Source organism: Streptomyces sp. NPDC048288 (assembly GCF_043201555.1).
GTDB lineage: Bacteria > Actinomycetota > Actinomycetes > Streptomycetales > Streptomycetaceae > Streptomyces.
Window position 1 is genome coordinate 272,876 of record NZ_JBICZD010000014.1, and the last position, 21,027, is coordinate 293,902.

The 21,027-nt window shown below is 72.1% G+C and carries 23 protein-coding genes; 18 read left to right on the forward strand and 5 right to left on the reverse strand.

What is annotated here, in order from left to right; genetic code table 11:
• The first annotated feature begins 3 nt into the window (after positions 1-3).
• From ACGFZS_RS40520 to ACGFZS_RS40570, 11 genes are read left to right on the forward strand one after another with little or no spacing between them, the layout of a single operon-like run.
• Positions 4-2,115, forward strand: coding sequence for an ABC transporter permease (locus tag ACGFZS_RS40520; RefSeq protein WP_393799343.1), 2,112 nt, complete (start codon positions 4-6; stop codon positions 2,113-2,115).
• Positions 2,096-2,806 (forward strand): ABC transporter ATP-binding protein, encoded by a 711-nt coding sequence (locus ACGFZS_RS40525; protein WP_393799344.1) that lies wholly within the window; start codon positions 2,096-2,098, stop codon positions 2,804-2,806. Before ACGFZS_RS40520 ends, ACGFZS_RS40525 begins: the two co-directional genes overlap by 20 nt.
• Positions 2,803-3,510 (forward strand): ABC transporter ATP-binding protein, encoded by a 708-nt coding sequence (locus ACGFZS_RS40530; RefSeq protein ID WP_393799345.1) that lies wholly within the window; start codon positions 2,803-2,805, stop codon positions 3,508-3,510. Before ACGFZS_RS40525 ends, ACGFZS_RS40530 begins: the two co-directional genes overlap by 4 nt.
• Positions 3,507-3,902, forward strand: coding sequence for a hypothetical protein (locus ACGFZS_RS40535; RefSeq protein ID WP_393799346.1), 396 nt, complete (start codon positions 3,507-3,509; stop codon positions 3,900-3,902). The genes ACGFZS_RS40530 and ACGFZS_RS40535 overlap by 4 nt, the downstream gene beginning before the upstream one ends.
• On the forward strand, positions 3,868-4,185 hold the full coding sequence (locus ACGFZS_RS40540; protein ID WP_393799347.1) for a hypothetical protein: 318 nt from the start codon (positions 3,868-3,870) through the stop codon (positions 4,183-4,185). Before ACGFZS_RS40535 ends, ACGFZS_RS40540 begins: the two co-directional genes overlap by 35 nt.
• 37 nt (positions 4,186-4,222) lie before the next feature.
• Positions 4,223-5,521, forward strand: a complete 1,299-nt coding sequence (locus tag ACGFZS_RS40545; RefSeq protein WP_393799348.1) for an amidohydrolase family protein — start codon at positions 4,223-4,225, stop codon at positions 5,519-5,521.
• Positions 5,521-6,288 (forward strand): SDR family NAD(P)-dependent oxidoreductase, encoded by a 768-nt coding sequence (locus tag ACGFZS_RS40550; protein WP_393799349.1) that lies wholly within the window; start codon positions 5,521-5,523, stop codon positions 6,286-6,288. Before ACGFZS_RS40545 ends, ACGFZS_RS40550 begins: the two co-directional genes overlap by 1 nt.
• The gene (locus ACGFZS_RS40555; RefSeq protein WP_393799350.1) at positions 6,288-7,478 is read left to right on the forward strand and encodes a CaiB/BaiF CoA transferase family protein; all 1,191 of its coding nucleotides are present in this window, start codon (positions 6,288-6,290) and stop codon (positions 7,476-7,478) included. The genes ACGFZS_RS40550 and ACGFZS_RS40555 overlap by 1 nt, the downstream gene beginning before the upstream one ends.
• Positions 7,475-8,299, forward strand: a complete 825-nt coding sequence (locus tag ACGFZS_RS40560) for an enoyl-CoA hydratase/isomerase family protein (protein WP_393799351.1) — start codon at positions 7,475-7,477, stop codon at positions 8,297-8,299. Before ACGFZS_RS40555 ends, ACGFZS_RS40560 begins: the two co-directional genes overlap by 4 nt.
• A complete protein-coding gene (locus ACGFZS_RS40565; RefSeq protein WP_393799352.1) occupies positions 8,284-9,417 on the forward strand; it encodes a thiolase family protein in 1,134 nt (377 codons plus the stop codon). The genes ACGFZS_RS40560 and ACGFZS_RS40565 overlap by 16 nt, the downstream gene beginning before the upstream one ends.
• Positions 9,418-9,430: 13 nt before the next feature.
• Positions 9,431-10,579, forward strand: a complete 1,149-nt coding sequence (locus ACGFZS_RS40570) for an acyl-CoA dehydrogenase family protein (RefSeq protein WP_393799353.1) — start codon at positions 9,431-9,433, stop codon at positions 10,577-10,579.
• 16 nt (positions 10,580-10,595) lie between these two features.
• Here ACGFZS_RS40570 and ACGFZS_RS40575 read toward each other — a convergent pair whose 3' ends face one another.
• Complete coding sequence (locus ACGFZS_RS40575; RefSeq protein ID WP_393799354.1) at positions 10,596-11,624, reverse strand: phosphotransferase family protein; 1,029 nt, start codon at positions 11,622-11,624, stop codon at positions 10,596-10,598.
• On the reverse strand, positions 11,621-12,922 hold the full coding sequence (locus ACGFZS_RS40580; protein ID WP_393799355.1) for an acyl-CoA dehydrogenase family protein: 1,302 nt from the start codon (positions 12,920-12,922) through the stop codon (positions 11,621-11,623). Before ACGFZS_RS40580 ends, ACGFZS_RS40575 begins: the two co-directional genes overlap by 4 nt.
• 37 nt (positions 12,923-12,959) lie before the next feature.
• On the opposite strand from ACGFZS_RS40580, the gene ACGFZS_RS40585 reads away from it, so the two are divergent.
• The 3 genes from ACGFZS_RS40585 to ACGFZS_RS40595 are packed head-to-tail and all read left to right on the forward strand — an operon-like array spanning position 12,960 to position 14,961.
• Positions 12,960-13,652: a TetR/AcrR family transcriptional regulator gene (locus tag ACGFZS_RS40585; protein ID WP_393799356.1), complete on the forward strand. Its 693-nt coding sequence runs from the start codon at positions 12,960-12,962 to the stop codon at positions 13,650-13,652.
• A complete protein-coding gene (locus ACGFZS_RS40590) occupies positions 13,649-14,107 on the forward strand; it encodes a VOC family protein (RefSeq protein ID WP_393799357.1) in 459 nt (152 codons plus the stop codon). Before ACGFZS_RS40585 ends, ACGFZS_RS40590 begins: the two co-directional genes overlap by 4 nt.
• Positions 14,104-14,961 (forward strand): SDR family oxidoreductase, encoded by an 858-nt coding sequence (locus tag ACGFZS_RS40595; RefSeq protein WP_393799358.1) that lies wholly within the window; start codon positions 14,104-14,106, stop codon positions 14,959-14,961. Before ACGFZS_RS40590 ends, ACGFZS_RS40595 begins: the two co-directional genes overlap by 4 nt.
• On the opposite strand, the gene ACGFZS_RS40600 is transcribed toward ACGFZS_RS40595, so the two are convergent.
• The 3 genes from ACGFZS_RS40600 to ACGFZS_RS40610 are packed head-to-tail and all read right to left on the reverse strand — an operon-like array spanning position 14,958 to position 16,752.
• Entirely contained in the window at positions 14,958-15,272 is a 315-nt protein-coding gene (locus tag ACGFZS_RS40600) for a DUF1330 domain-containing protein (RefSeq protein WP_393799359.1), read from the reverse strand. The genes ACGFZS_RS40595 and ACGFZS_RS40600 overlap by 4 nt on opposite strands.
• A gap of 14 nt (positions 15,273-15,286) precedes the next feature.
• Positions 15,287-15,475, reverse strand: a complete 189-nt coding sequence (locus tag ACGFZS_RS40605; protein WP_365695189.1) for a ferredoxin — start codon at positions 15,473-15,475, stop codon at positions 15,287-15,289.
• Positions 15,472-16,752, reverse strand: a complete 1,281-nt coding sequence (locus ACGFZS_RS40610) for a cytochrome P450 (protein WP_393799360.1) — start codon at positions 16,750-16,752, stop codon at positions 15,472-15,474. Before ACGFZS_RS40610 ends, ACGFZS_RS40605 begins: the two co-directional genes overlap by 4 nt.
• Before the next feature lie 111 nt (positions 16,753-16,863).
• Here ACGFZS_RS40610 and ACGFZS_RS40615 point away from each other — a divergent pair, with 111 nt between their 5' ends.
• The 4 genes from ACGFZS_RS40615 (at position 16,864) to ACGFZS_RS40630 (ending at position 20,883) form a co-directional block, all read left to right on the forward strand.
• Positions 16,864-17,799, forward strand: a complete 936-nt coding sequence (locus tag ACGFZS_RS40615; protein ID WP_393799361.1) for an NAD(P)-dependent oxidoreductase — start codon at positions 16,864-16,866, stop codon at positions 17,797-17,799.
• A gap of 153 nt (positions 17,800-17,952) precedes the next feature.
• Positions 17,953-19,239, forward strand: coding sequence for an aromatic ring-hydroxylating dioxygenase subunit alpha (locus ACGFZS_RS40620; RefSeq protein ID WP_393799362.1), 1,287 nt, complete (start codon positions 17,953-17,955; stop codon positions 19,237-19,239).
• 17 nt (positions 19,240-19,256) lie between these two features.
• Positions 19,257-19,586 carry a hypothetical protein gene (locus ACGFZS_RS40625; RefSeq protein WP_393799363.1) on the forward strand — a complete coding sequence of 110 codons (330 nt, stop codon included), beginning with the start codon at positions 19,257-19,259 and terminating at the stop codon, positions 19,584-19,586.
• A gap of 37 nt (positions 19,587-19,623) precedes the next feature.
• Complete coding sequence (locus ACGFZS_RS40630) at positions 19,624-20,883, forward strand: amidohydrolase family protein (protein WP_365695184.1); 1,260 nt, start codon at positions 19,624-19,626, stop codon at positions 20,881-20,883.
• Positions 20,884-21,027 lie beyond the last annotated feature (144 nt).

The window sequence follows — 21,027 nt, forward strand, 5'->3', positions numbered from 1 at the left end:
CAGATGGAGCAGTTCCTCACCTTCGGCGTCGTCGGCCTGAGCACCGCGGCGATCTACGCGGTGATCGGCAGCGGCCTGGTGCTCACCTACGTCACCACCGGCGTGTTCAACTTCGCGCACGGGGCGGCGGGCATGCTGGCGGCGTTCTGCTACTGGCAGTTCACCGTCGGCTGGGGCTGGCCCGTGCCGGTGGCCCTGGTGGTGGTGCTCCTGGTGCTGGCGCCCGGGTTCGGCCTCGCCGTCGAACGGGTCCTGATGCGGCCCGTGCAACGGCTCGGCGAGGCCGAACGCCTGGTGATGACGGTGGCGCTGCTCAGCGGCGCCATCGCCGCCGCCCGCTGGATCTGGGACCCCAACGTCCCCCGCCCGCTGACGGTGTTCTTCGCCGACGAGAAGCCCCTGCACCTCGGCCCGGCCACCGTCACCTGGCACCAGGCGCTCACCATGGCCGTAGCGGTGGCGGTCGCCGTCGCCCTGTGGTTCCTGCTGACCCGCACCCGCACCGGCGCCGAGATGCGGGCCACCGTCGACGACCGCGCCCTCGTCCGGCTCACCGGCGCCGACCCGGTCAGGGCCGGCCGCGTCGCCTGGATCCTCGGCACCCAACTCGCCGCGATCGGCGGCATCCTGATCGCCCCGACCGTCGCCCTGGACGCCTCCCAGCTCTCCCTCCTGATCGTCAGCGCCTACACCGCCGCCGTCTTCGGCAGGCTGCGCAGCCTGCCGCTCACCTTCGCCGGCGCGGTCGTCGTCGGCTGCATGGAGAGCTACCTCACCGGCTACCTCCCGCAGAACCCGTACCTGCCCGGCCTGCGGCTGGCCGCCCCCGCGCTGCTCCTCTTCCTCGCCCTGCTCCTCTTCCGCCATCCCCGACTGCGCCACCGCGACCGCCGGCTGGTCCAGGTCCCGGCGCCCGGGCTGCGCGGCACCGCCGTCTTCGCCGCCGCCACCGTCGCGTTCGCGGTGGTCCTGGCCACGGTGCTGGACGAGGCCGACCTCGTCACCTACGGACCGATCTTCTCGCTCGGCGTCGTCGCCCTGTCCTACGTGCCGCTCGCCGGGTACGCCGGGCAGATCTCCCTCTGCCAGCTGAGCATGGCCGGCATCGGCGCCGTCGTCTGGGGACACCTCGGCACCCACGGCGAACTGTGGGCGCTGGCCGCCGCGATCGCCGTCGCCGGGGCCGCCGGGGCGCTGATCGCAGTGCCCGCGCTGCGGTTCTCCGGCGTGTACCTGGCGCTGGGGACGGCGGCGTTCGCGGTGATCCTCGACCGGTGGATCTTCACCCTGCCCGCCTTCCACCTCCTCGGTCTGCGCATCTCGCTCTTCGACCAGGGCTCGGTGGACATGAGCGGGCCCGACCTGTTCGGATGGCATCTCGACTCCGCCGCCGACCTGACCGTCCTCGCCGCCGTCTGCCTCGGCCTCGCCTCCCTCGCGGTCGCGTGGCTGCGCCGCGGCGGCTTCGGACGGCGCCTGATCGCCCTGCGGGACAGCGAGGCGGCGTACGCGACCCTCGGCGGCAACCTGCTGCTGACCAAGGTCGCCGTGTTCGCCCTGTCGTCGGGCATCGCCGGACTCGGCGGCGCCCTCTACGGCATGCAGCAACGCGCCATCACCGCCGAGCAGTTCAACCTCGTCGCCGGACTGCCGATCTTCCTCGTCGCCGTCATCGGCGGCCTCGGCGCGGTCGGCACCGGCCTGTTCACCGGCACCGCCTACCTCGGCCCCAACATCCTCACCGGCATGGCCTCCTGGACGCAGAACATCGTCGCCCTGCTGCCCGCCCTGGCGGGAATGGGCCTCGGGCACAGCCCCGAGGGGATCGTGGCCAGGTTCCGCCGCCAGTGGGAGCCCCTCGGCCGGGACCCGGCCGCCCTGCCCGTCCTGCTCGGCGCCCTGGCCCTGGGCTGGGTGCTGCGGCTGACCGGCGCGATCGACGGCTGGACGTTCCTGACCGGTTCGCTGGTCGTGGGCTTCGCGCTGCGCGCCTGGGCCGCCGCCCGCAGGCAGCCGGAGACCGGGCAGGACGTCCCGGTCGAGTGGTGGGGCGTACGACGGCCCTGGCGTCCCGAGGACGAGGAGGTGCTGGTCCGTGCCACTGCTGGACGTTAGCGGCGTCACCGTCGCCTTCGGCGGCAACCGCGCCCTGGACGGGGTCGCCATGAGCGCCGACCGCGGCCGGATCACCGGACTGATCGGGCCCAACGGGGCCGGAAAGAGCACCCTGTTCGACGTCGTCTCCGGACTGCGCCGGCCCTCGGCGGGCCGGGTCGCCCTCGACGGCCGGGACGTCACCCGCCTCGGCCCCGCCCGCCGCTGCCGGCACGGACTGGCCCGCACCTTCCAACGCCTCGAACTCTTCGGCCGGTTGAGCGTCCGCGACAACCTCCTCGTCGCCGCGGAACTCGGCCCCGGACGACGGCGGGCGGCACCCCTGGCCGACGAACTGCTCGACCGGCTCGGCCTGACCGGCATCGCCGACACCCGCGCCGACAACCTCCCCACCGGCGTCGCCCGCCTGGTCGAGGTCGGCCGCGCCCTGGCCGTACGCCCCGCGCTGCTGCTCCTCGACGAGCCCGCCGCCGGGCAGGACGGCGAGGAGACCGACCGGTTCGCCGCCCTGCTGCGCTCGATCGCCGCCGACGGCACCGCCGTCGTCCTGGTCGAGCACGACATGGGGCTGGTCATGGGCGTCTGCGACGAGGTGTACGTACTCGACCTCGGCAAGGTCATCGCCGTAGGACCGCCCGAGGTGATCCGCAACGACGAGACGGTGCTCGCGGCCTACCTGGGGGACGTGTGAACGCTCTGCTCGAACTGCGCGCCGTGCGCGCCGCCCACGAGGGCATCACCGTCCTGCACGGCGTCGACCTGAGCGTCGGCGCCGGGCAGGTCGTCGCGCTGCTCGGCCCGAACGGCGCCGGAAAGACCACCACGCTGCACGTCGCCGCCGGACTCCACCCGCCGCTCTCCGGGCAACTCCTGCTCGGCGGGCGGGACATGACCGGCGCCGACCCCCGCGACCTGGCCCGGGCCGGGGTCTGCCTCATCCCCGAGGGACGCGGGGTCTTCCCCAGCCTCTCGGTCCGCGACAACCTCCTCATGATGACCTTCACCGGCCGCACCCGCGCGGAGATCGAGGAGATCGCCTACGCCCGCTTCCCGGTCCTCGGCAAGCGGCCGGGCCAGGCGGCGGGGACGCTCTCCGGCGGCGAACAGCAGATGCTCGCCCTCGCCCGGGGCCTGGCCACCGACCCCGCCGTCCTGCTCCTCGACGAACTCTCCATGGGACTCGCCCCGCTGGTCGTCTCCCGGCTCTACGAACAGGTCGCCGAGATCGCCCGGCAGGGTGTCGCCGTCCTGGTCGTCGAGCAGTTCGCCGCCGCCGTCCTCGGCATCGCCGACCACGCCGCCGTCCTCGTGCGCGGCCGCATCCAGCGCCAGGGCCGCCCGGACGGCGGGCTGCGCGACGAACTGTCCGCCCTCTACCTCGGGAGTTCCGCATGACACCCACCGAGCCACCCACCGACTCCCGTGCGGACCGCTTCGTCCGCGAGCTGGCCGACCTCCGGATCCCCGACCCGGCCGCCGCCCGCGCGGGCCTCTGGCTGCGCCTGGGCGGCGCCCTGATGGCCGTCGGCCTGGTCCTCGCGGTGTCGGCGTACTTCGTCTCGCACAACACCCAGAACCCGCTCGACCAGCGCGACGCCCTCGCCCTCGGCCTCGGCGGCATCGCCGGGACGGTCGTCGGTGCCGCGCTGTTCCTGCGCTACTCGCTCACCGGCTTCCTGCGGTTCTGGATGGCCCGCCAGTCCTACGACCTCGCCGTGCTCGCCGACCGCCTGTCCGAAAGGGACCCGCACCATGACCTCACCAGCACCGACGCTGCGCCCCGGTGACCAGCTCGCCAGCACGGTGTGCGCCACCCGGGTCGTCGTGGTCCGCGCCCCGGCCGCCGGACAGCCCGCCCTGACCTGCGGCGGCGCCCCCATGGTGCCCGCCACCACCGCACCGCCCCCGCCCGCCGCCACCGGCGACCCCGTCACCCTCCTCGGCAAGCGCTACACCGACGCCGACGACACCCTCGAACTGCTCTGCACCAGCCCCGGCACCGGCGAACTCGCCAGCGCGGGCGTCCCCATGACCCTCAAGGCCGCCAAACCCCTCCCCGCCTCGGACTGACCCGCACCCACCGGCTTCACAGCGAAAGGGACCTCGCATGAACAAGGACGACCTGATCCTCATCAGCGTCGACGACCACGTCATCGAGCCGCCGGACATCTTCGTGAACCACCTCCCGAAGCGGTACCTGGACGACGCCCCCAAACTCGTCCACCGCGAGGACGGCAGCGACGTGTGGCAGTTCCGCGACAACACCGTCGGAAACGCCGCCCTCAACGCCGTCGCCGGACGCCCCAAGGAGGAGTACGGCCTCGACCCGCAGGGCATGGACGAGATCCGCCCCGGCTGCTACGACGTCCACGAACGCGTCAAGGACATGAACGCCGGCGGTGTCCTCGCCCAGATGAACTTCCCGTCCTTCCCCGGCTTCTCGGCCCGCATGTTCGCCACCGAGGACTCCGACTTCTCCCTCGCCCTCGTCCGCGCCTACAACGACTGGCACATCGACGAGTGGTGCGGCTCCTACCCCGGCCGCTTCATCCCGATGGCCCTGCCCGCCATCTGGGACGCCGAACTCTGCGCGGGCGAACTGCGCCGGGTCGCCGCCAAGGGCTGCCACTCGATGACCTTCCCCGAGAACCCGGCCGCCCTCGGCTACCCCAGCTTCCACGACCCCTACTGGAACCCGGTGTGGCAGGCCGCCTGCGACACCGGCACCGTCCTGTCGGTGCACATCGGCTCCTCCGGGCGCCTCGCCATCCCGGCCGTCGACTCACCGCCCGACGTGATGATCACCCTCCAGCCGATCAACCTCGTCCAGGCCGCCGCCGACCTGCTCTGGTCGCGCACCCTCAAGGACTACCCGGACCTGAGGATCGCCCTCTCCGAGGGCGGCACCGGCTGGATCCCCTACTTCCTGGAGCGGGTCGACCGCACCTTCGAGATGCACGCCGCGTGGACCCTCCAGGACTTCGGCGGCAAGCTGCCCTCCGAGGTCTTCCGCGAGCACTTCCTGACCTGCTTCATCACCGACAAGCTCGGCGTGAAGCTGCGGCACGACATCGGCATCGACAACATCTGCTGGGAGGGCGACTACCCGCACAGCGACTCCCTGTGGCCCGACGCCCCCGAGCAACTGCACGGCGTCCTCACCGAGTTCGCCGTCCCGGACGCGGACACCGTGAAGATCACCCACGAGAACGCCATGCGCTGGTACTCCTTCGACCCGTTCGCGCACATCCCCCGCGAACAGGCCACCGTCGGCGCCCTGCGCAGGGCCGCAGCGGGCCACGACGTCAGCATCCGGGCCCGCAGCCGCCAGCTGAAGGAACCCGTCGACAAGCTGGAGGCCTTCCGCGCCCGGGCCCGCGCGGCCGTAGCGGCGGCGAGCAAGTAGTGGCGAACGGCAACGACTTGTTCGACCTCACGGGACGCTCGGCGCTGGTCACCGGAGCCGCGGGCGGCATCGGCGCCGCCGTCGCCCACGCCCTGGCCCGGGCCGGCGCCGCCGTCCTCGTCACCGACGTCGATCCGACCGCCGCCGCGGCCGTCGCCGGGAAGATCACGGCGGCGGGCGGCGCGGCCGACAGCGCCGGACTCGACGTACGGGACCGGGCCGCAGCCGACGCCGCCGCGGCTCGGGCGGCCGCCCTCGCCGACGGCCGCCTGCACATCCTCGTCAACAACGCCGGCGTCACCGCGCCGGCCATGTTCCCCGACCTCGACGAGGACACCTTCCGCCTGCTGCTCGACATCCACGTCCTGGGCACCTTCACCTGCTCCCAGGCCGCCCTCCCGTACCTGCCCACCGACGGCACCGGACGCATCGTCAACGTCACCTCGTCCGCGGGCCTGACCGGCACCCTCGGCCAGGTCAACTACTCGGCCGCCAAAGCCGCGGTGATCGGCATGACCAAGTCCATGGCCAGGGAACTGGCGAGACGGCAGATCAAGGTCAACGCCCTCGCACCGCTCGCTGCCACCCCCATGACCGAGACCATCCGCACCCACGAGAAGTTCGCCGCCACCATGCTCGCCCGCATCCCGCTCGGCCGCTGGGCCGAACCCGACGAGGTCGCCGGGGCCTTCGTCTTCCTCGCCTCGGACGCGGCCTCCTTCGTCACCGGCCAGGTCCTGCCGGTCGACGGCGGCCTGGTGATCTGATGACGCCGGAACCGCTCTCGACTCCGGGACCCCTCTCCGGCGTGACGGTGGTGGCCCTGGAACAGGCCGTCTCCGCACCCCTGTGCACCCGGGTCCTGAGCGACCTCGGCGCCCGGGTCATCAAGGTGGAGAACCCGGACGGCGGCGACTCGGCCCGGCACATCGACGACGTGGTCGGCGGACTCGCCGCCCACTTCGTCTGGGCCAACCGGGGCAAGGAGTCCCTCGCCCTCGACCTCAAGTCCGAGGCCGGGACAGCAATCCTGCACCGCCTCCTCGACCGCGCCGACGTGCTGGTCTCCAACCTCGCCCCCGGCACCACGGCCAAACTGGGCCTGGCCCCCGACGACCTGGCGACCCGCCACCCCGACCTGATCGCGGTGGAGATCGACGGCTACGGACCCGGGGGCCCGCTCTCCCACAAACGCGCCTACGACCTGCTCGTCCAGGCCGAGTCCGGCGTCTGCGCCATCACCGGCCACCCCGGCGCCCCGGCCAAACCGGGCCCGCCCATCGCGGACGCCAGCACCGGCCTCTACACGGCCCTGTCGATCGTGGCGCTGCTGTACGCCGGTGAGCGCCGCGGCAAGCCGGGCGGAGCCGTCGCGGTGAGCATGTTCGACACCATGACCGAACTCATGGGCTATCCGCTCACCTACACCCGGCACGCGGGTCACTGGCAGCAGCCGCTCGGCATGAGTTCGCCCGCCGTCGCCCCGTACGGCGCCTACCGCACCGCCGACGGCCACACGGTCGTCCTCGGCACCACCAACGACCGCGAATGGCAGCGCCTGGCACGGGAGTTGCTGGAACGCCCCGACCTCGCGGCCGACGACCGCTTCCGCACCAACCCCGGCCGCGTCACCCACCGCGAGCTGCTCGACGCCGAGATCGGTGCCTGGTGCGGCCGTCACCGGCTGGCGTACATCCAGCAGCGCGCCGACGACGCGGGCATCGGCAACTCCCGCTACAACACCCCGGACGACGTACTCGCCCACCCCCACCTCGCGGCCCGCGACCGCTGGCGCCGCATCGACACCCCCGCCGGGCCCGTCCCCGCCCTGCTGCCACCCCCGGTCATCGCCGGCTACGACCCGCCGATGGGCGCCGTCCCCGCGCTCGGCGAGCACACCGAGCGGATCCTGGCCGAACTCGGCTGCCACGAACCGGAGTCGGAGAACGGCACATGACCGCGCCGCCCGCCCTCCTGACCAGTGACAGCGGCAGCGTACGGACCCTCACCCTGAACCGCCCGCACCGCAGGAACGCCGTCGACCGGGACCTGTGGGGACTGCTGCGCCAGGCGCTCACCGAGGCCTCCCACGACCCCGCCGTACGGGCCCTCGTCCTCACCGGCGCCGGCGGAGCCTTCTGCTCCGGCGCCGACCTCACCAGCGGCGCCGCCGACCCCCGGCACCCCCTGGACAAGGTGCGCGACCTGAACGAAGTCGCCCTGCTGCTGCACGAGTCACCCGTCCCGACCGTCGCCAAGGTCGACGGCGTGGCCGTCGGCGCGGGATGGAATCTGGCACTCGGCTGCGACCTGGTGGTGGCCACGCCGGAGAGCCGGTTCTCGCAGATCTTCACCCGCCGCGGCCTCTCCCCGGACTGCGGCGGCTCCTGGCTGCTGCCCCGGCTCACCGGACTCCAGCAGGCCAAGCGACTCGCCCTGCTGGCCGAGACGATCGACGCCGAGGAGGCCCGGTCGCTGAACCTCGTCACCTGGGTGGTGCCCGCCGACGAGATCGACGCGTACGTCGCCGGCCTCGCCGACCGGCTGGCGGCCGGGCCACCCGTCGCCCAGGCGCAGACCAAGGCGCTCCTCAACGAGGGCACCGGCCGCACCCTGCGCGAGGCGCTCGCCGCCGAGGCCCGCGCCCAGACGGCGAACTTCGCCTCGACCGACGTGACCGAGGCCTACGCGGCCTTCGCCGAGAAGCGAGAACCGCGTTTCACCGGCCGCTGGTTCCGCCAGCCCGCTACGGAGGACCCTTCATGCGCGAAGCAGTGATCGTCGAGGCCGTCCGCACCCCGATCGGGAAACGCGACGGCGGCCTGTCGGGCGTGCACGCGGCCGACCTCTCCGCCGTCGTCCTGAACGCCCTCGCCGAACGCACCGGCCTCGACCCGGCGCTCGTCGACGACGTCGTCTGGGGCTGTGTCTCCCAGGTCGGCGACCAGTCCAGCAACATCGGCCGCTACGCCGTCCTCGCCGCAGGCTGGCCCGAGACCGTGCCCGGCACCACCGTGAACCGGGCATGCGGATCCAGCCAGCAGGCCCTCGACTTCGCCGTCCACGCCGTCATGTCCGACCAGCAGGACGTCGTCGTGGCCGGCGGGGTCGAGGTCATGAGCCGGGTGCCGCTCGGCTCGGCACGGGCCACCGGGACGCCGTACGGGCCCCAAGTCCTCGCCCGCTACCACGACTTCTCCTTCAACCAGGGACTCTCCGCCGAGAAGATCGCCCAGAAGTGGGGCTTCACCCGCACCCGCCTCGACGAGTTCGCGGCCCTGTCCCACGAACGCGCGGCCACCGCGCAGGACAGCGGCGCCTTCGAGGCACAGACCGTGGCGGTGGAGGGAGTGAAGGCCGACGAGGGTGTACGACGCGGCACCACCGCCGAGAAGCTGGCGCGGCTCAGGCCCGCCTTCCTCGACGACGGCCTGATCCACGCGGGCAACGCCTCCCAGATCTCGGACGGCGCGGCGGCCCTCCTGGTCACCACCCCGGACAAGGCAAGGGAGTTGGGACTCACCCCTGTCGCCCGCTACCGCTCGGGCGCGGTGGTCGGCGACGACCCGGTGCTCATGCTGACCGGCCCGATCCCGGCCACCGAGAAGGTGCTCGCGAAAGCCGGCGTCGGCCTCTCCGAGGTCGGCGTCTTCGAGGTGAACGAGGCCTTCGCACCCGTGCCGCTCGCCTGGCTCGCCGAGACCGGCGCCGATCCGGCCCTGCTCAACCCGCACGGCGGCGCCATCGCACTCGGCCACCCGCTGGGCGCGTCCGGTGCCGTTCTGATGACCCGCATGATCCACCACATGCGCGACCACGGGATCCGCTACGGCCTGCAGACCATGTGCGAGGGCGGCGGCACCGCCAACGCCACACTCGTCGAACTCATCGACTGACCGGGGGTTTTCGGTGCGCCGACACATCTTCACCGCCGACCACGAGGAATTCCGCACACTGGTCCGGGAGTTCGTCGCCAAGGAGGTGGTCCCGAACTACACCTCCTGGGAACAGGAGGGCCGACTGCCCCGCGAGCTCTTCGAGCGGCTGGGCGCGCTGGGCGTCCTCGGCATCGCGATCCCCGAGGAGTACGGCGGGGCGGGCATCGCCGACTACCGCTACAACGTCGTCCTCCAGGAGGAGGCGTCCCGGGCCCTGGTCACCCTGGGCACCGTACGCACCCAACTCGACGTCATCCTGCCCTACTTCCTCGCCTACGCCGACGCGGAACAACGCCGGCGCTGGTTCCCCGGCCTCGTCGCCGGCCGGCTGCTCACCGCCATCGCGATGACCGAACCCGGCACCGGCTCCGACCTGGCGGGCATCCGCACCACCGCCGTACGCGACGGCGACACCTACGTCCTCAACGGTGCCAAGACCTTCATCACCGGCGGGCTCCTCGCCGACCTGGTGATCGTCGTCGCACGGACGTCGGCGGACCCCGCCGACCGGCGTGCCGGGCTGACCCTGCTCGTGGTCGAGGACGGCATGCCCGGCTTCACCCGGGGACGGGTCCTGGACAAGCTGGGCATCAAGGTCCAGGACACCGTCGAGCTGGCCTTCGACGACGTACGGGTCCCGGTGGCCAACCGGCTGGGGGAGGAGGGCGCGGCCTTCGGCTACCTGGGCCACAACCTCGCGCAGGAGCGGCTGACGGTGGCGGTCGGCTCGGTCGCGCAGGCACGGGCCGCCCTGGACACGACGATCGCCTACGTCAAGGAGCGCGAGGTCTTCGGCAGGCCGGTGGCGGCCTTCCAGAACACCAAGTTCGAACTCGCTGCCGTCGCCGCCGAGACCGAGGCCGCGCAGGCCATGCTGGACCGCGCGGTCCTCGACCTCGTCGCCGGAGACCTCTCCGGCGCGGACGCGGCCAAGGTGAAACTCTTCTGCACGGAGACGCAGGCCCGTGCGGTCGACCGCTGTCTGCAACTCTTCGGCGGCTACGGCTATATGACGGAGTATCCGATCGCCCGGCTGTACGCCGACGCCCGCATCACCCGCATCTACGCCGGAACGAGCGAGGTCATGAAGGTGATCATCGCCAAGTCGCTGGGGCTGTGAGCCGCTCGCGTGCGGCTCAGGTTCCGTAGGCCGTGGTCTCCGCGAGGTCGGCCGCGGACTTCATCAGGTCCAGCACCATCGGACCGAAGGCCTGCAACTTCTCGTTGTCACCGGCCCGTTGGAAGCCCTGCTCCAGCACGATGGCCAGCTTCCACTGGGCGAGGACGTCGTAGTAGTCCATGTCGTCGACCTGACGGCCGGACACCTGCGCGTAGTGCTCGATCAGCTGTGCGCGCGAGGGCATGCCGAACAGGTCGACGTAGGACGCGGTGGCGGCCTCGGGGGCGCCGGTGTCCTCGGGCCAGCCGCGGAGCATCCAGGCGAGGTCGAGCTTGGGGTCGCCGATCGTGCCCATCTCCCAGTCGACGACCGCGGCGAGCCGGGCCGGGGCGCCGTGCCGGAACATGACGTTGGCGAACTGGTAGTCGCCGTGCATCAGGCCCGGGACGTAGTCGAGGGGCTTGTGGGCGCGTAGCCAGGCGGCGGCCGTCTCGAAGCCGGGCAGTTCGCGGCCCTTGGCCCGCTCCAGGTAGCGGGTCCACCGGTCGACCTGCCGCTCGTGGAAGCCGTCCGGGCGGCCCAGGTCGTGCAGCCCTTTCGCCTGCCAGTCCACGCGGCCCAGCAGGGCGGCGCCCTCGGCGAGTTGGTAGGCCAGCCCGGCCCGTGCGGCGAGGTCGGTGCCGAACGGCTCCGGCCAGCCGCGTCCGCCGGTGGTGGACATCGGCGACCAGCCGTCGACGAACTCCATCAGGTAGAAGGTACGGCCGAGGACGGCGGTGTCCGTGCAGACGGCGATCGCCTCGGTGTGCGGGACGTCCGTGCCGTTCAGCGCCTCGGTGATCCGCCACTCCCGCAGGATGCCCTCGTCGCGGGCGGGCGGCGCGGTGGGCGGTGGGATGCGCAGGGCGCAGTGCAGTTCGCCGCGCCGGATCTCGTAGATCTCGTTCTGCGCGCCGCCCGAGACGAACCGGTGCTCGACCGGCTCGCCCTTGCCGGGCAGCCCGGACTCGTCCAGCCAGGGCGCCAGCCGCTCGACGTCGATCATCGGGCTTCCGCCCCGGGCTCCAGGAACTCCGCGTACTTGGCGCGGGCGGCGGCCAGCCGCTTGGGGAGATAGCCGCTGGGCCAGAGGTCCTCGCTGGCCCGGTGGTCCCGCAGCACCTGCCTCGCGACCGTCACCTTGTGCACCTCGGTCGGCCCGTCCGCGATGCCCAGCACGCTGGCGCCCAGCAGCATCCGGAACAACGGCATGTCGCCGCTGACGCCCAGCGCGCCGTGCACCTGGATCGCGCGGTGTGCTATGTCATGCAGCACACCCGGCAGCAGCACCTTCACCATCGCGATGTCCTTGCGGACCTTGCGGTAGTCGTTGTACTTGTCGATCTTCCACGCGGTGTGCAGCACGGTCAGCCGGAACTGCTGGAGCTGCGCCCACGAGTCGGCGATGTGCCCCTGCACGAACTGCTTGTCGGCGAGGACGGTGCCCTGGGTGTGCCGGCTCAGCGCCCGCTCGCACATCATGTCGAACGCCTTGCCCGCGAGCCCGATCGTCCGCATCGCGTGATGGATCCGCCCGCCGCCGAGCCGGGTCTGCGCGATCACGAACGCCTGACCCTCCCCGCCGAGCAGCGCGTCCGCCGGCACGCGTACGCCCTCGTAGTGCACCAGCGCGTGAGAACCCCGTTCTTCGGGCTCACCGGCGAGCGCGACATTCCGCTCGATGACGATCCCGGGTGTCTCCGCCGGGACCAGGAACATCGACATGCTCTTGTACGGGTCCCCGTCCGGGTCCGTCACGGCCATCACGATGAAGAAGGCGGCCGTCCTCGCGTTGGACGAGAAGTACTTCCAGCCGTCGATGACCCACTCGTCGCCCTCCCGCACCGCGCGGGTGGTGAACTCCTTGGGGTCGGCGCCCGCCTGGGGCTCCGTCATCGAATAGCAGGAGAAGATCTCGCCGTCGAGCAGCGGGCGCAGATAGCGCTCCTTCTGCGCCTCGGTGCCGTAGTGGGCGAGGATCTCCGCGTTGCCCGTGTCCGGCGCCTGGCAGCCGAAGACGATCGGGGCCCAGGAGGAGCGGCCCAGTATCTCGTTGAGCAGGCACAGTTTGACCTGCCCGTGGCCCGCGCCGCCCAGGTCGGGGCCGAGGTGGGTCGCCCACAGTCCGTGCGCCCGCACCTCCTTCTTGAGGGGGTCGAGGACGTTGCGGAGGTTGTCGTCGGGCGGGGTGAACTGCAGGCCGTCCCAGAGGAGATCGAGGGGTTCGACCTCCTCGCGCACGAACTGGTCCGCCCAGTCCAGCTGCGCCTGGTAGTCCGGCTCGGTCTCGAAGTCCCACGGCATTGTGTCTCCTTCCGGCGGATGCCAGAATAACGTTCTCATGAAGGAGAACACAATTCCCCTGACACGGAACGCGACTTCTGGAGCGTCGCCGGACCGGCCTCCGGACGGCCTGGCCGACCGGATAGCCCGGCGCGCCCTGGCCCGGCGCGCCGACCAGTACGCCGACGAGGTGCGCGCCCTCCTCGACGCGGCACGGGCGGTGATGCGCCGCTGCGGCACCGGCGCACGCCCGCGGGTCGCCGACATCGTGGCGGCCGCCGGACTGTCGAACGAGGCGTTCTACCGGCACTTCCGCTCGAAGGACGCCCTGGTCGCCGCGATCATGGAGGACGGCACCGAGCGCCTGTGCGGCTACATCGCCCACCAGATGGCCAAGGAGCCCACCCCGGAGGGCCAGGTGCGCCGCTGGGTCGAGGGCGTCCTGTCCCAGGCCAGGGACGCCGACACGGCCGCGACGACACTCGCCGTCATGTGGAACGCGCAGAGTGTGGGGGAGGGGTTCCTGGCCGGCCCGCCCTCCGCCACCGGCCTCCTCGCCGACCTGCTCGGCGCGCCGTACACCCGGCTGGGGAGCGCCGCTCCCGACCTGGACGCGTCCCTCGCCGCCCACGCCACGGTCGGCCGCCTCGCCGACCACCTGTGGCGCCGGACGCCGCCGACGGACGATGATTTCGACCACCTCACCCGCTTCTGTCTGCGCACGGTCACACCCCAGGGAGGCCATGAATGAAGGCGAGCGATCAGTTCCACGTGGGCATCGTCGTGGACGACATCCCGGCGGCGGCGGCCGAGCTGACGGCGCTGTTCGGCTACCAGTGGTGCGCGGAACTGGGCGCACCCGCCCAGGTGAGCCTGCCCGGCGGTGACACGGTGCTCGACCTGGCGTCGACGTACTCCATGTCCGTGCCCCGGCTGGAACTGGTCCGAAGCGTCCCGGGCACCCTCTGGCAGCCGGCCGCCGACTCGGGAGTCCACCACCTCGGGTACTGGTCCGACGACGTGGCCGCCGACTCCGCCGAACTGGCCCGGCGCGGCTGCGCGACCGAGGCCGTCGGCCGCCGCCCGGACGGCACCCCGTACTGGGCGTTCCACCGCGGCCCCACCGGCCCGCGCGTCGAACTCGTCACCCGTGCGCTGCAACCCGTCCTGGAGCAGTACTGGGCTACCGGCAGGAGGCCGTCATGACCGCCGTACCGGAGCCCGGACGGACGACGAGCGTGGGAATCGTGACCGGAGCCGGGCGCGGCATGGGCCTGGAGTGCGCCCGGCGGCTGGTGGGGGTGGTGGACCGGCTGCTGCTGGTCGACCTGGACGAGAAGACGGTGGCCGCGGCCGCCGAGGAACTCTCCACGGACGCGCGGACGACCGTCGTCGAACCGCACACCCTGGACATCACCGACCGCGACGGCCTGGCCCGCCTCGCCGCCCGCGCGCGCGAACTCGGCACCCTCCGCGCCGTCGCCCACGCCGCCGGTATCTCACCGACCATGGCCGACTGGCGCCGCATCCTCACGGTCGACCTCGTCGGCACCGCGCTGCTGGCCGAGGCCCTGCGCCCGCTCGCCACGCGGGGGACGGCGCTGGTGTGCTTCGCCTCGATGGCCGCGCTGTTCGGCGACACCGCACCCCGGCCCGCGACCGAGGAGGCCCTGGCGGACCCGCTGGACGAGCACTTCCTCGACCGGATCCGCGCCGCCGTCGGACCGGACATCGAGGACCCGGGCGTCGCCTACACCTGGGCCAAACGCGGAGTCCAGCGCCTCGTGCAGCGGGAGGCTGTGCGCGTCGGGCCGGCCGGGGCACGTGTCTGCTCGGTGTCGCCCGGTGTCGTCGCCACCCCGCAGGGCCGCCAGGAGGCGGAGCACCACCCGTCCATGGCCGCGCTGGTACGACAGTCCGCTCTCGGCCGCGAAGGCCGCCCCGAGGAACTCGCCGCCGTCGTCGCCTTCCTGCTGTCGGACGAGGCGTCCTTCCTCACCGGCGTCGACATCCTGGTCGACGGCGGGGTACGGGCCGGGCTGACGGCACGCAACGCCTAGCCGCCCGCTGCCGCCGGCGGCGCGATCCCGGACACGATCACGGCGTTGGTCCGGGCCGCCGCCTGCCGCAGCGGCTTGGCCTTCTCGTAGGCGGCCGACTCGTACCACGCCCGGGCCGCCGCCACCGACTCGAACTCCAGGACGACGGTCTGGTCGCCGTGCCACTCGCCCTCCAGCACCTGCGGGCCGGAGTCGACGGCCAGGACGGCAGCCCCGCTCTCCGCGAGGGAGAGCCCGGCCGCCCTGCCGTAGGCGGCCATCGCGGCGGGATCGTCGATGGCCTCGGTGAAGATGACGTAGCCCTTGGGCATGGTGCTCCTCGTCGTCAGCTCACGGTGATGGCGTGCTCGGGGCAGAGGGCGGCGGCCGAGCGGACCGCGTTCTCGTGTTCGGCGGGGACCTCGGGGGTGGCCACCACGGCGTAGCCGTCGTCGCCCAGGTCGAAGACCTCCGGGCAGAGCGAGCAGCACACCCCGTGCCCGCGGCAGCGGTCGTCGTCGACGGTGACCTTCATCGGGCCGGGCTCCACTCCAGGTCGAGATGGGTGAGGCCGCGGAGGATGAAGGTCGGCACGTACTGGTAGCGGCGGGCGTTCGCCGGGCCGTGCACCCGCTCGGCGATCCTGATGTCGGAGGTGCGGTCCAGCAGCCGTTCCAGGGTGACCCGGGCCTCGGCGCGGGCCAGGGGCGCGCCCGGGCAGGTGTGGGCACCGCGGCCGAACGCGAGGTGCCGGCGGACGTTGGGGCGGCCGACGTCGAAGGTCTCCGGGTCCTCGAACTGGCGCGGGTCGCGGTTCGCGGCGCCGTTGACCACCATCAGCGTCGTCCCGGCCGGGACCTCCACACCGCCCACCGTCGTCGCCACCCTGGACAGCCGGAAGTCACCCTTCACCGGGCTCTCCGCGCGCAGCGCCTCCTCGACGAAGTTCGGGATGCGCTCCCGCTCGGTGCGCAACAGCCGCTGCAGCTCCGGGCGTTCGGCGAGCACCTTGAGCGCCGAGCCGAGCAGCCGGACGGTGGTCTCCTGACCGGCGGCGAAGAGGTTGGCCGCGACCCGGACGACGTCCATGACCTCCGGGGTCGAGCCGTCCGGGAAGGTCGCGGTCGCCAGGCCCGTGAGCACGTCCTCGCGCGGCTCCCGGCGGCGCTCCTCGATGTACGTGGCGAAGCGGCCGTAGAGGAACTCCAGCGGCGAGTGGTGCAGTGTGTCGTCCCCCGTGCTGCCCACGCCGCCCCCGTCCGGCGGGCGGTTCTGGAGCCGGTCCATGAACTCCTGCCGGTCCTCCTCCGGCACGCCGAGCAGGTCGGCGATGACGAGGAGCGTGAACGGTCCGGCGAACCCGCCGATGAACTCCCCCTCGCCCGGCGCGAGAAACGCGTCCAGCAGCCCGTCGGCGAGGTGCCACATGGACGCCTCGTTCTCCTTGAGGCGCTTCGGCGTGATCAGCCGCATCAGCAGGGCGCGGTGGTCGGTGTGCACCGGCGGGTCCATGGTGGGCAGTTGGTCGCTCATCGGCAGCGCGTCCCGGTGCCGCTCGATCAGCCCGCTCACGTCGTCCCCCTCCAGCGGGACCGGGAACCCGGGGAACGGGCCGGTGACCGAGACGCAGGAGGAGAAGGTGTCGGTGTCGTTGTAGACCTGCAGTGCCTCCTCGTACCCGGTCACCATCATCACGTCGTGATGGCTCTCCCGGTGGACGGGGCACTGCCCGCGCAGGGCGTCGAAGTAGGGATAGGGATCCGCGACGAGCCTCTCGTCCCGGAAGAAGTCGATCGCCTCGAAGTCGTTCACGGTCTGTTCGGCTCCCTCTCGGCCGGCACCCTGACGATCGGGGACGGTAGCACAATTCTCCGATTGCTGGAATGCTGAATGATGTTCAGGAGAGCGCCATTCTCATTCGTGATGGGGAGAGTTGTGGAACAGACGCGGAAGCTCGATGGACGAGGTGGAGAGCTGCGCGCCGGGAGCGTCGGGTTCGTCGGCCTCGGCAGCATGGGGAGCGTGCTCGCCGGGAACCTGGTGGGTGCCGGGTATGCGGTCGTGACCCATGACGCGCTGGGTGCCGGGCGCTCGCCCGAGGGTGCCGTGCATGTTCCCGAGGTGGCCGAAGTCGCCCGCAGTGTGGGCGTGTTGGTGCTGAGCCTCCCCGACGGGGCCGCGTCCGAGCAGGTCGCCCGCGCAATCCTGGCGGCGCCCGGCCGCCTCGTCCGGTACGTCGTCGACACCTCCACCATCGGCCCGGCCGCCGCCCGCACCGTCGCCGGACTCCTGGCCGAGGGCGGCATCGGCTACGTCGACGCCCCCGTCTCCGGCGGGGTCGCCGGAGCCCGCGCCCGCACCCTCACCGTCATGTATTCGGGGGACGGCGACGCGTGCTCTGCCGTCGAGGGCGTGCTGGCCGGACTGAGCGACCGCCGCCGCCGGGTCGGTGACCGTCCCGGCATGGCCCAGGCCCTCAAGCTCGCCAACAACTTCCTGTCCGCGACCGCCCTCGCCGCCACCAGCGAGGCCGTCGCCTTCGGACTGGCCGCCGGACTCGACATGGCCACGATGCTCGACGTGCTCAACGAGTCCAGCGGCCGGAGCGCGGCCACCGAGGACAAGTTCCCGGCCCACGTCCTCACCGGCCGCTACGCCGCCGGCTTCGCCAACTCCCTGATGGAGAAGGACGTACGGCTGTATCTGCGGGCGGTGGGTGAGCAGGACGGCCCGGCGGTGATCGGTGAGGTGACCGGGGCCGTCTGGGAGCGGTTCGCCCGGGCCGAGCCGGGGGCCGACTTCACCCGGATCTTCCCCTTCGTGGACGGGTCCGTGGACGGGTCCGTGGACGGATCCTGACGGACCGGCCGCCGAGTCCGCCGCGGCCTCCCGCGCCCTTCCTGACGAACGGCTGACTTGACGGCCGATCCGGAATGAGAATAGCATTCTCATTCGGAGAGACTGAGATTATCGTGAGTCCCCTCCGTACAAGCGACTGGAGGACCAGACCCCATGGCGCACTTCAAGAAGCCCGCGGCGGGCAGCTGGACCGCACACCTGAAGATCGGCACGGAGCCGGTGTCGTACGAGGACTCGATCACCCCCGCGCACTACGAACTGGAGCGCGAGGCGATCTTCAAGCGCACCTGGCTGAACGTGGGGCGGGTCGAGCAACTCCCCAAGCGCGGCAGCTACTTCACCAAGGAGCTGGACGCGGCCGGCACCTCCGTCGTCGTGGTGCGCGGCATGGACGACGAGGTACGCGCCTTCCACAACGTGTGCCGGCACCGCGGCAACAAGCTCGTGTGGAACGACTTCCCCCGTGAGGAGACCAGCGGGGTCTGCCGCCAGTTCACCTGCAAGTACCACGCCTGGCGCTACGACCTCGAAGGCAAGCTGTCCTTCGTCCAGCAGGAGCAGGAGTTCTTCGACCTGGACAAGTCGCAGTACGGCCTCAAGGACGTACGGACGGAGGTCTGGGAGGGGTTCGTCTTCGTCAACCTCGACCCCGAGAACACCACTCCGCTACGGGAGTTCCTGGGCGAGTTCGCCAAGGGCATCGAGGGCTACCCGTTCCACAAGATGACCCAGGCGCACCGCTACCGCGCCGAGATCGGCGCCAACTGGAAGCTGTTCATCGACGCGTTCGCCGAGTTCTACCACGCGCCGATCCTGCACGCCGGCCAGTACGTGTCCGACGAGGCCCGCAAGATCCAGAAGTACGGGTACGAGGCGCTGCACTACGACATCGACGGGCCGCACAGCATGGTCTCCTCCTGGGGAGGCATCGCCCCGCCGCACGACCGGAAGATGGTCAAGCCCATCGAAGGAGCCCTGCGCAGCGGCCTGTTCGGGCCCTGGGAGGCCCCGGACATCGGCCTGAGCACCGAGCAGCTGCCGCCGGCAATCAACCCCACCCGGGACCCGCGCTGGGGCATGGACTCGTTCGTCTTCTTCCCCAACTTCATGCTGCTGATCTGGCGGCCGAACTGGGTGCTGACCTACCACTACTGGCCGACCGCCTACAACACCCACATCTTCGAGGCCACCTGCTACTTCGTCCCGCCCGAGAACGCCTTCCAGCGCCTGCAGCAGGAGCTGGCCGTCGTCTCCTTCAAGGAGTACGGCCTGCAGGACGGCAACACCTTGGAGGCGACCCAGACCATGCTCGAATCGCGCGCGGTGCGGGAGTTCCCCCTCAACGACCAGGAGGTCCTGCTCCGCCATCTGCACGGCACCGCCCGGCAGTACGTCCGCGAGTACCAGCAGCGCACCTCCGGCGCCCCGGCCGCGAGCTGACCCGAGGAGACCGAACCATGGCCACCGTCTTTCCCCCCGAGTTCGCCGCGCTGGAGCCCTTCGCCGACTGGGCCGTCCCCACCGAGAAGGCCCGCTACGCCAAGCGGATCGCCAGCACCATGGACGAACTGGACACCTTCTACAACGCGGCGTTCCCGCTCCTCGCGTCCGGCACGGAGTACCTGCAGAACATCTCCATGGCGGACATCTCCGAGGAGGACAAGCACCTGCTGTGGCTGTTCTGCGCCCTGGTGACCGTCGCCTTCTCCGTGGAGGCCTGGCGACAGCCCCGGGTGCCCGACACGGGCCCGGCGAGCATCGACGCCGTCGTCGAACCGGCGGTGTGAGCGCCGTGCGAGCCCACCGCGCCGCGGGAGGTGCCTGATGCCCCGCCCACGCACCCCGCAGCCCCCGGTCCGGCTGCGCGCCGCCCGCATGCTCGACATCGACAAGGGCGAACTCGTCGAGCCGGGCGACCTGCTGATCGAGGGCGAGCACATCACCGCCGTCGCCCCGACGACCGTCCCGCCCGACACCGTCGAACTGGACCTGGGCGACGTCACGCTCCTGCCGGGCCTGATGGACATGGAGGTCAACCTGCTCCTCGGCGGGCCCGACCACCGCAGCCCCCTCAACCCCGTCCAGGACGACCCCGCCGTCCGCACCCTGCGCGCCGTCGCCAACGCCCGCCGCACCCTGCGGGCCGGCTTCACGACCGTACGCAACCTCGGTCTGTTCGTGCAGACCGGGGGCCTGCTGCTCGACGTGGCGCTGAAGAAGGCCATCGACCTCGGCTGGATCGAGGGACCGCGGGTCGTGCCGGCCGGGCACGCCATCACGCCGACCGGCGGGCACCTGGACCCGACCATGTTCCAGGCGCTCGCGCCGCACATCATGCCGCTGACGGTCGAGGAGGGGATCGCCAACGGCGTCGACGAGGTGCGCAAGGCGGTCCGCTACCAGATCAAGCACGGGGCGCGGGTCATCAAGGTGTGCGCCTCCAACGGTGTCATGTCACATACCGGTCCGGCCGGCGCCCAGCAGTACTCCGACGACGAACTGCGCGCCATCGCCGACGAGGCACACCGTGCCGGGCTCAAGGTGGCCGCGCACTGCATGGGCGACCGGGCGATCCGGGCCGCGCTGGACGCGGGCATCGACTGCGTCGAGCACGGCTTCCTGGCCGGCGACGAGACCCTCGACCTGATGGTGGAGCGCGGCACCTTCCTGGTCGCCACCACCTACATCGCCGACGGCATGGACGTCTCCAAGGCCGCGCCCGAACTCCAGGCCAAGGCCGCCGACGTCTTCCCCCGCGCCAAGGCGACGACCAGGCGGGCCATCGAACGCGGCGTCCGGGTCGCCTGCGGCACCGACGCCCCGGCGATCCCGCACGGCCGCAACGCCCGCGAACTCCTCGCCCTCGTCGACCGCGGCATGACCCCGCTGGCCGCCCTCCGGGCCGCGACGACCGTCGCCGCGGAACTGATCGACGCCGACGACCGGGGCCGCCTCGAACCCGGCCTGCTCGCCGACGTCGTGGCCGTCCCCGGCGACCCGCTGACCGACATCGGGGTGACCGAGGACGTGCGGTTCGTGATGAAGGGCGGACAGGTGTACCGGAACGAGACCGCCGACCACTGACAGGCCGGGGGGACGGGGGGACGGAAGGGGGGGGGGGGGGGGGGGGGGGGGCCCCCCCCCCGCGGGGGGGGCGCCCCCCCCCCCCACCCCCCGTGGGCCCCCCCACCCCCCCCCCCACCCCCCCCCCGGGAAGTGGGGCCCCCC

Coding starts and splice junctions, on each gene's coding strand:
- ACGFZS_RS40575 (WP_393799354.1), bottom strand. CDS start 11,624: ATGATCGACGTCGAGCGGCTGGCGCCCTGGCTGGACGAGTCCGGGCTG.
- ACGFZS_RS40540 (WP_393799347.1), top strand. CDS start 3,868: ATGACCTCACCAGCACCGACGCTGCGCCCCGGTGACCAGCTCGCCAGC.
- ACGFZS_RS40555 (WP_393799350.1), top strand. CDS start 6,288: ATGACGCCGGAACCGCTCTCGACTCCGGGACCCCTCTCCGGCGTGACG.
- ACGFZS_RS40605 (WP_365695189.1), bottom strand. CDS start 15,475: ATGAAGGTCACCGTCGACGACGACCGCTGCCGCGGGCACGGGGTGTGC.
- ACGFZS_RS40600 (WP_393799359.1), bottom strand. CDS start 15,272: ATGCCCAAGGGCTACGTCATCTTCACCGAGGCCATCGACGATCCCGCC.
- ACGFZS_RS40595 (WP_393799358.1), top strand. CDS start 14,104: ATGACCGCCGTACCGGAGCCCGGACGGACGACGAGCGTGGGAATCGTG.
- ACGFZS_RS40625 (WP_393799363.1), top strand. CDS start 19,257: ATGGCCACCGTCTTTCCCCCCGAGTTCGCCGCGCTGGAGCCCTTCGCC.
- ACGFZS_RS40580 (WP_393799355.1), bottom strand. CDS start 12,922: ATGCCGTGGGACTTCGAGACCGAGCCGGACTACCAGGCGCAGCTGGAC.
- ACGFZS_RS40560 (WP_393799351.1), top strand. CDS start 7,475: ATGACCGCGCCGCCCGCCCTCCTGACCAGTGACAGCGGCAGCGTACGG.
- ACGFZS_RS40585 (WP_393799356.1), top strand. CDS start 12,960: ATGAAGGAGAACACAATTCCCCTGACACGGAACGCGACTTCTGGAGCG.
- ACGFZS_RS40520 (WP_393799343.1), top strand. CDS start 4: ATGGAGCAGTTCCTCACCTTCGGCGTCGTCGGCCTGAGCACCGCGGCG.
- ACGFZS_RS40615 (WP_393799361.1), top strand. CDS start 16,864: ATGGGGAGAGTTGTGGAACAGACGCGGAAGCTCGATGGACGAGGTGGA.
- ACGFZS_RS40535 (WP_393799346.1), top strand. CDS start 3,507: ATGACACCCACCGAGCCACCCACCGACTCCCGTGCGGACCGCTTCGTC.
- ACGFZS_RS40545 (WP_393799348.1), top strand. CDS start 4,223: ATGAACAAGGACGACCTGATCCTCATCAGCGTCGACGACCACGTCATC.
- ACGFZS_RS40590 (WP_393799357.1), top strand. CDS start 13,649: ATGAAGGCGAGCGATCAGTTCCACGTGGGCATCGTCGTGGACGACATC.
- ACGFZS_RS40565 (WP_393799352.1), top strand. CDS start 8,284: ATGCGCGAAGCAGTGATCGTCGAGGCCGTCCGCACCCCGATCGGGAAA.
- ACGFZS_RS40620 (WP_393799362.1), top strand. CDS start 17,953: ATGGCGCACTTCAAGAAGCCCGCGGCGGGCAGCTGGACCGCACACCTG.
- ACGFZS_RS40630 (WP_365695184.1), top strand. CDS start 19,624: ATGCCCCGCCCACGCACCCCGCAGCCCCCGGTCCGGCTGCGCGCCGCC.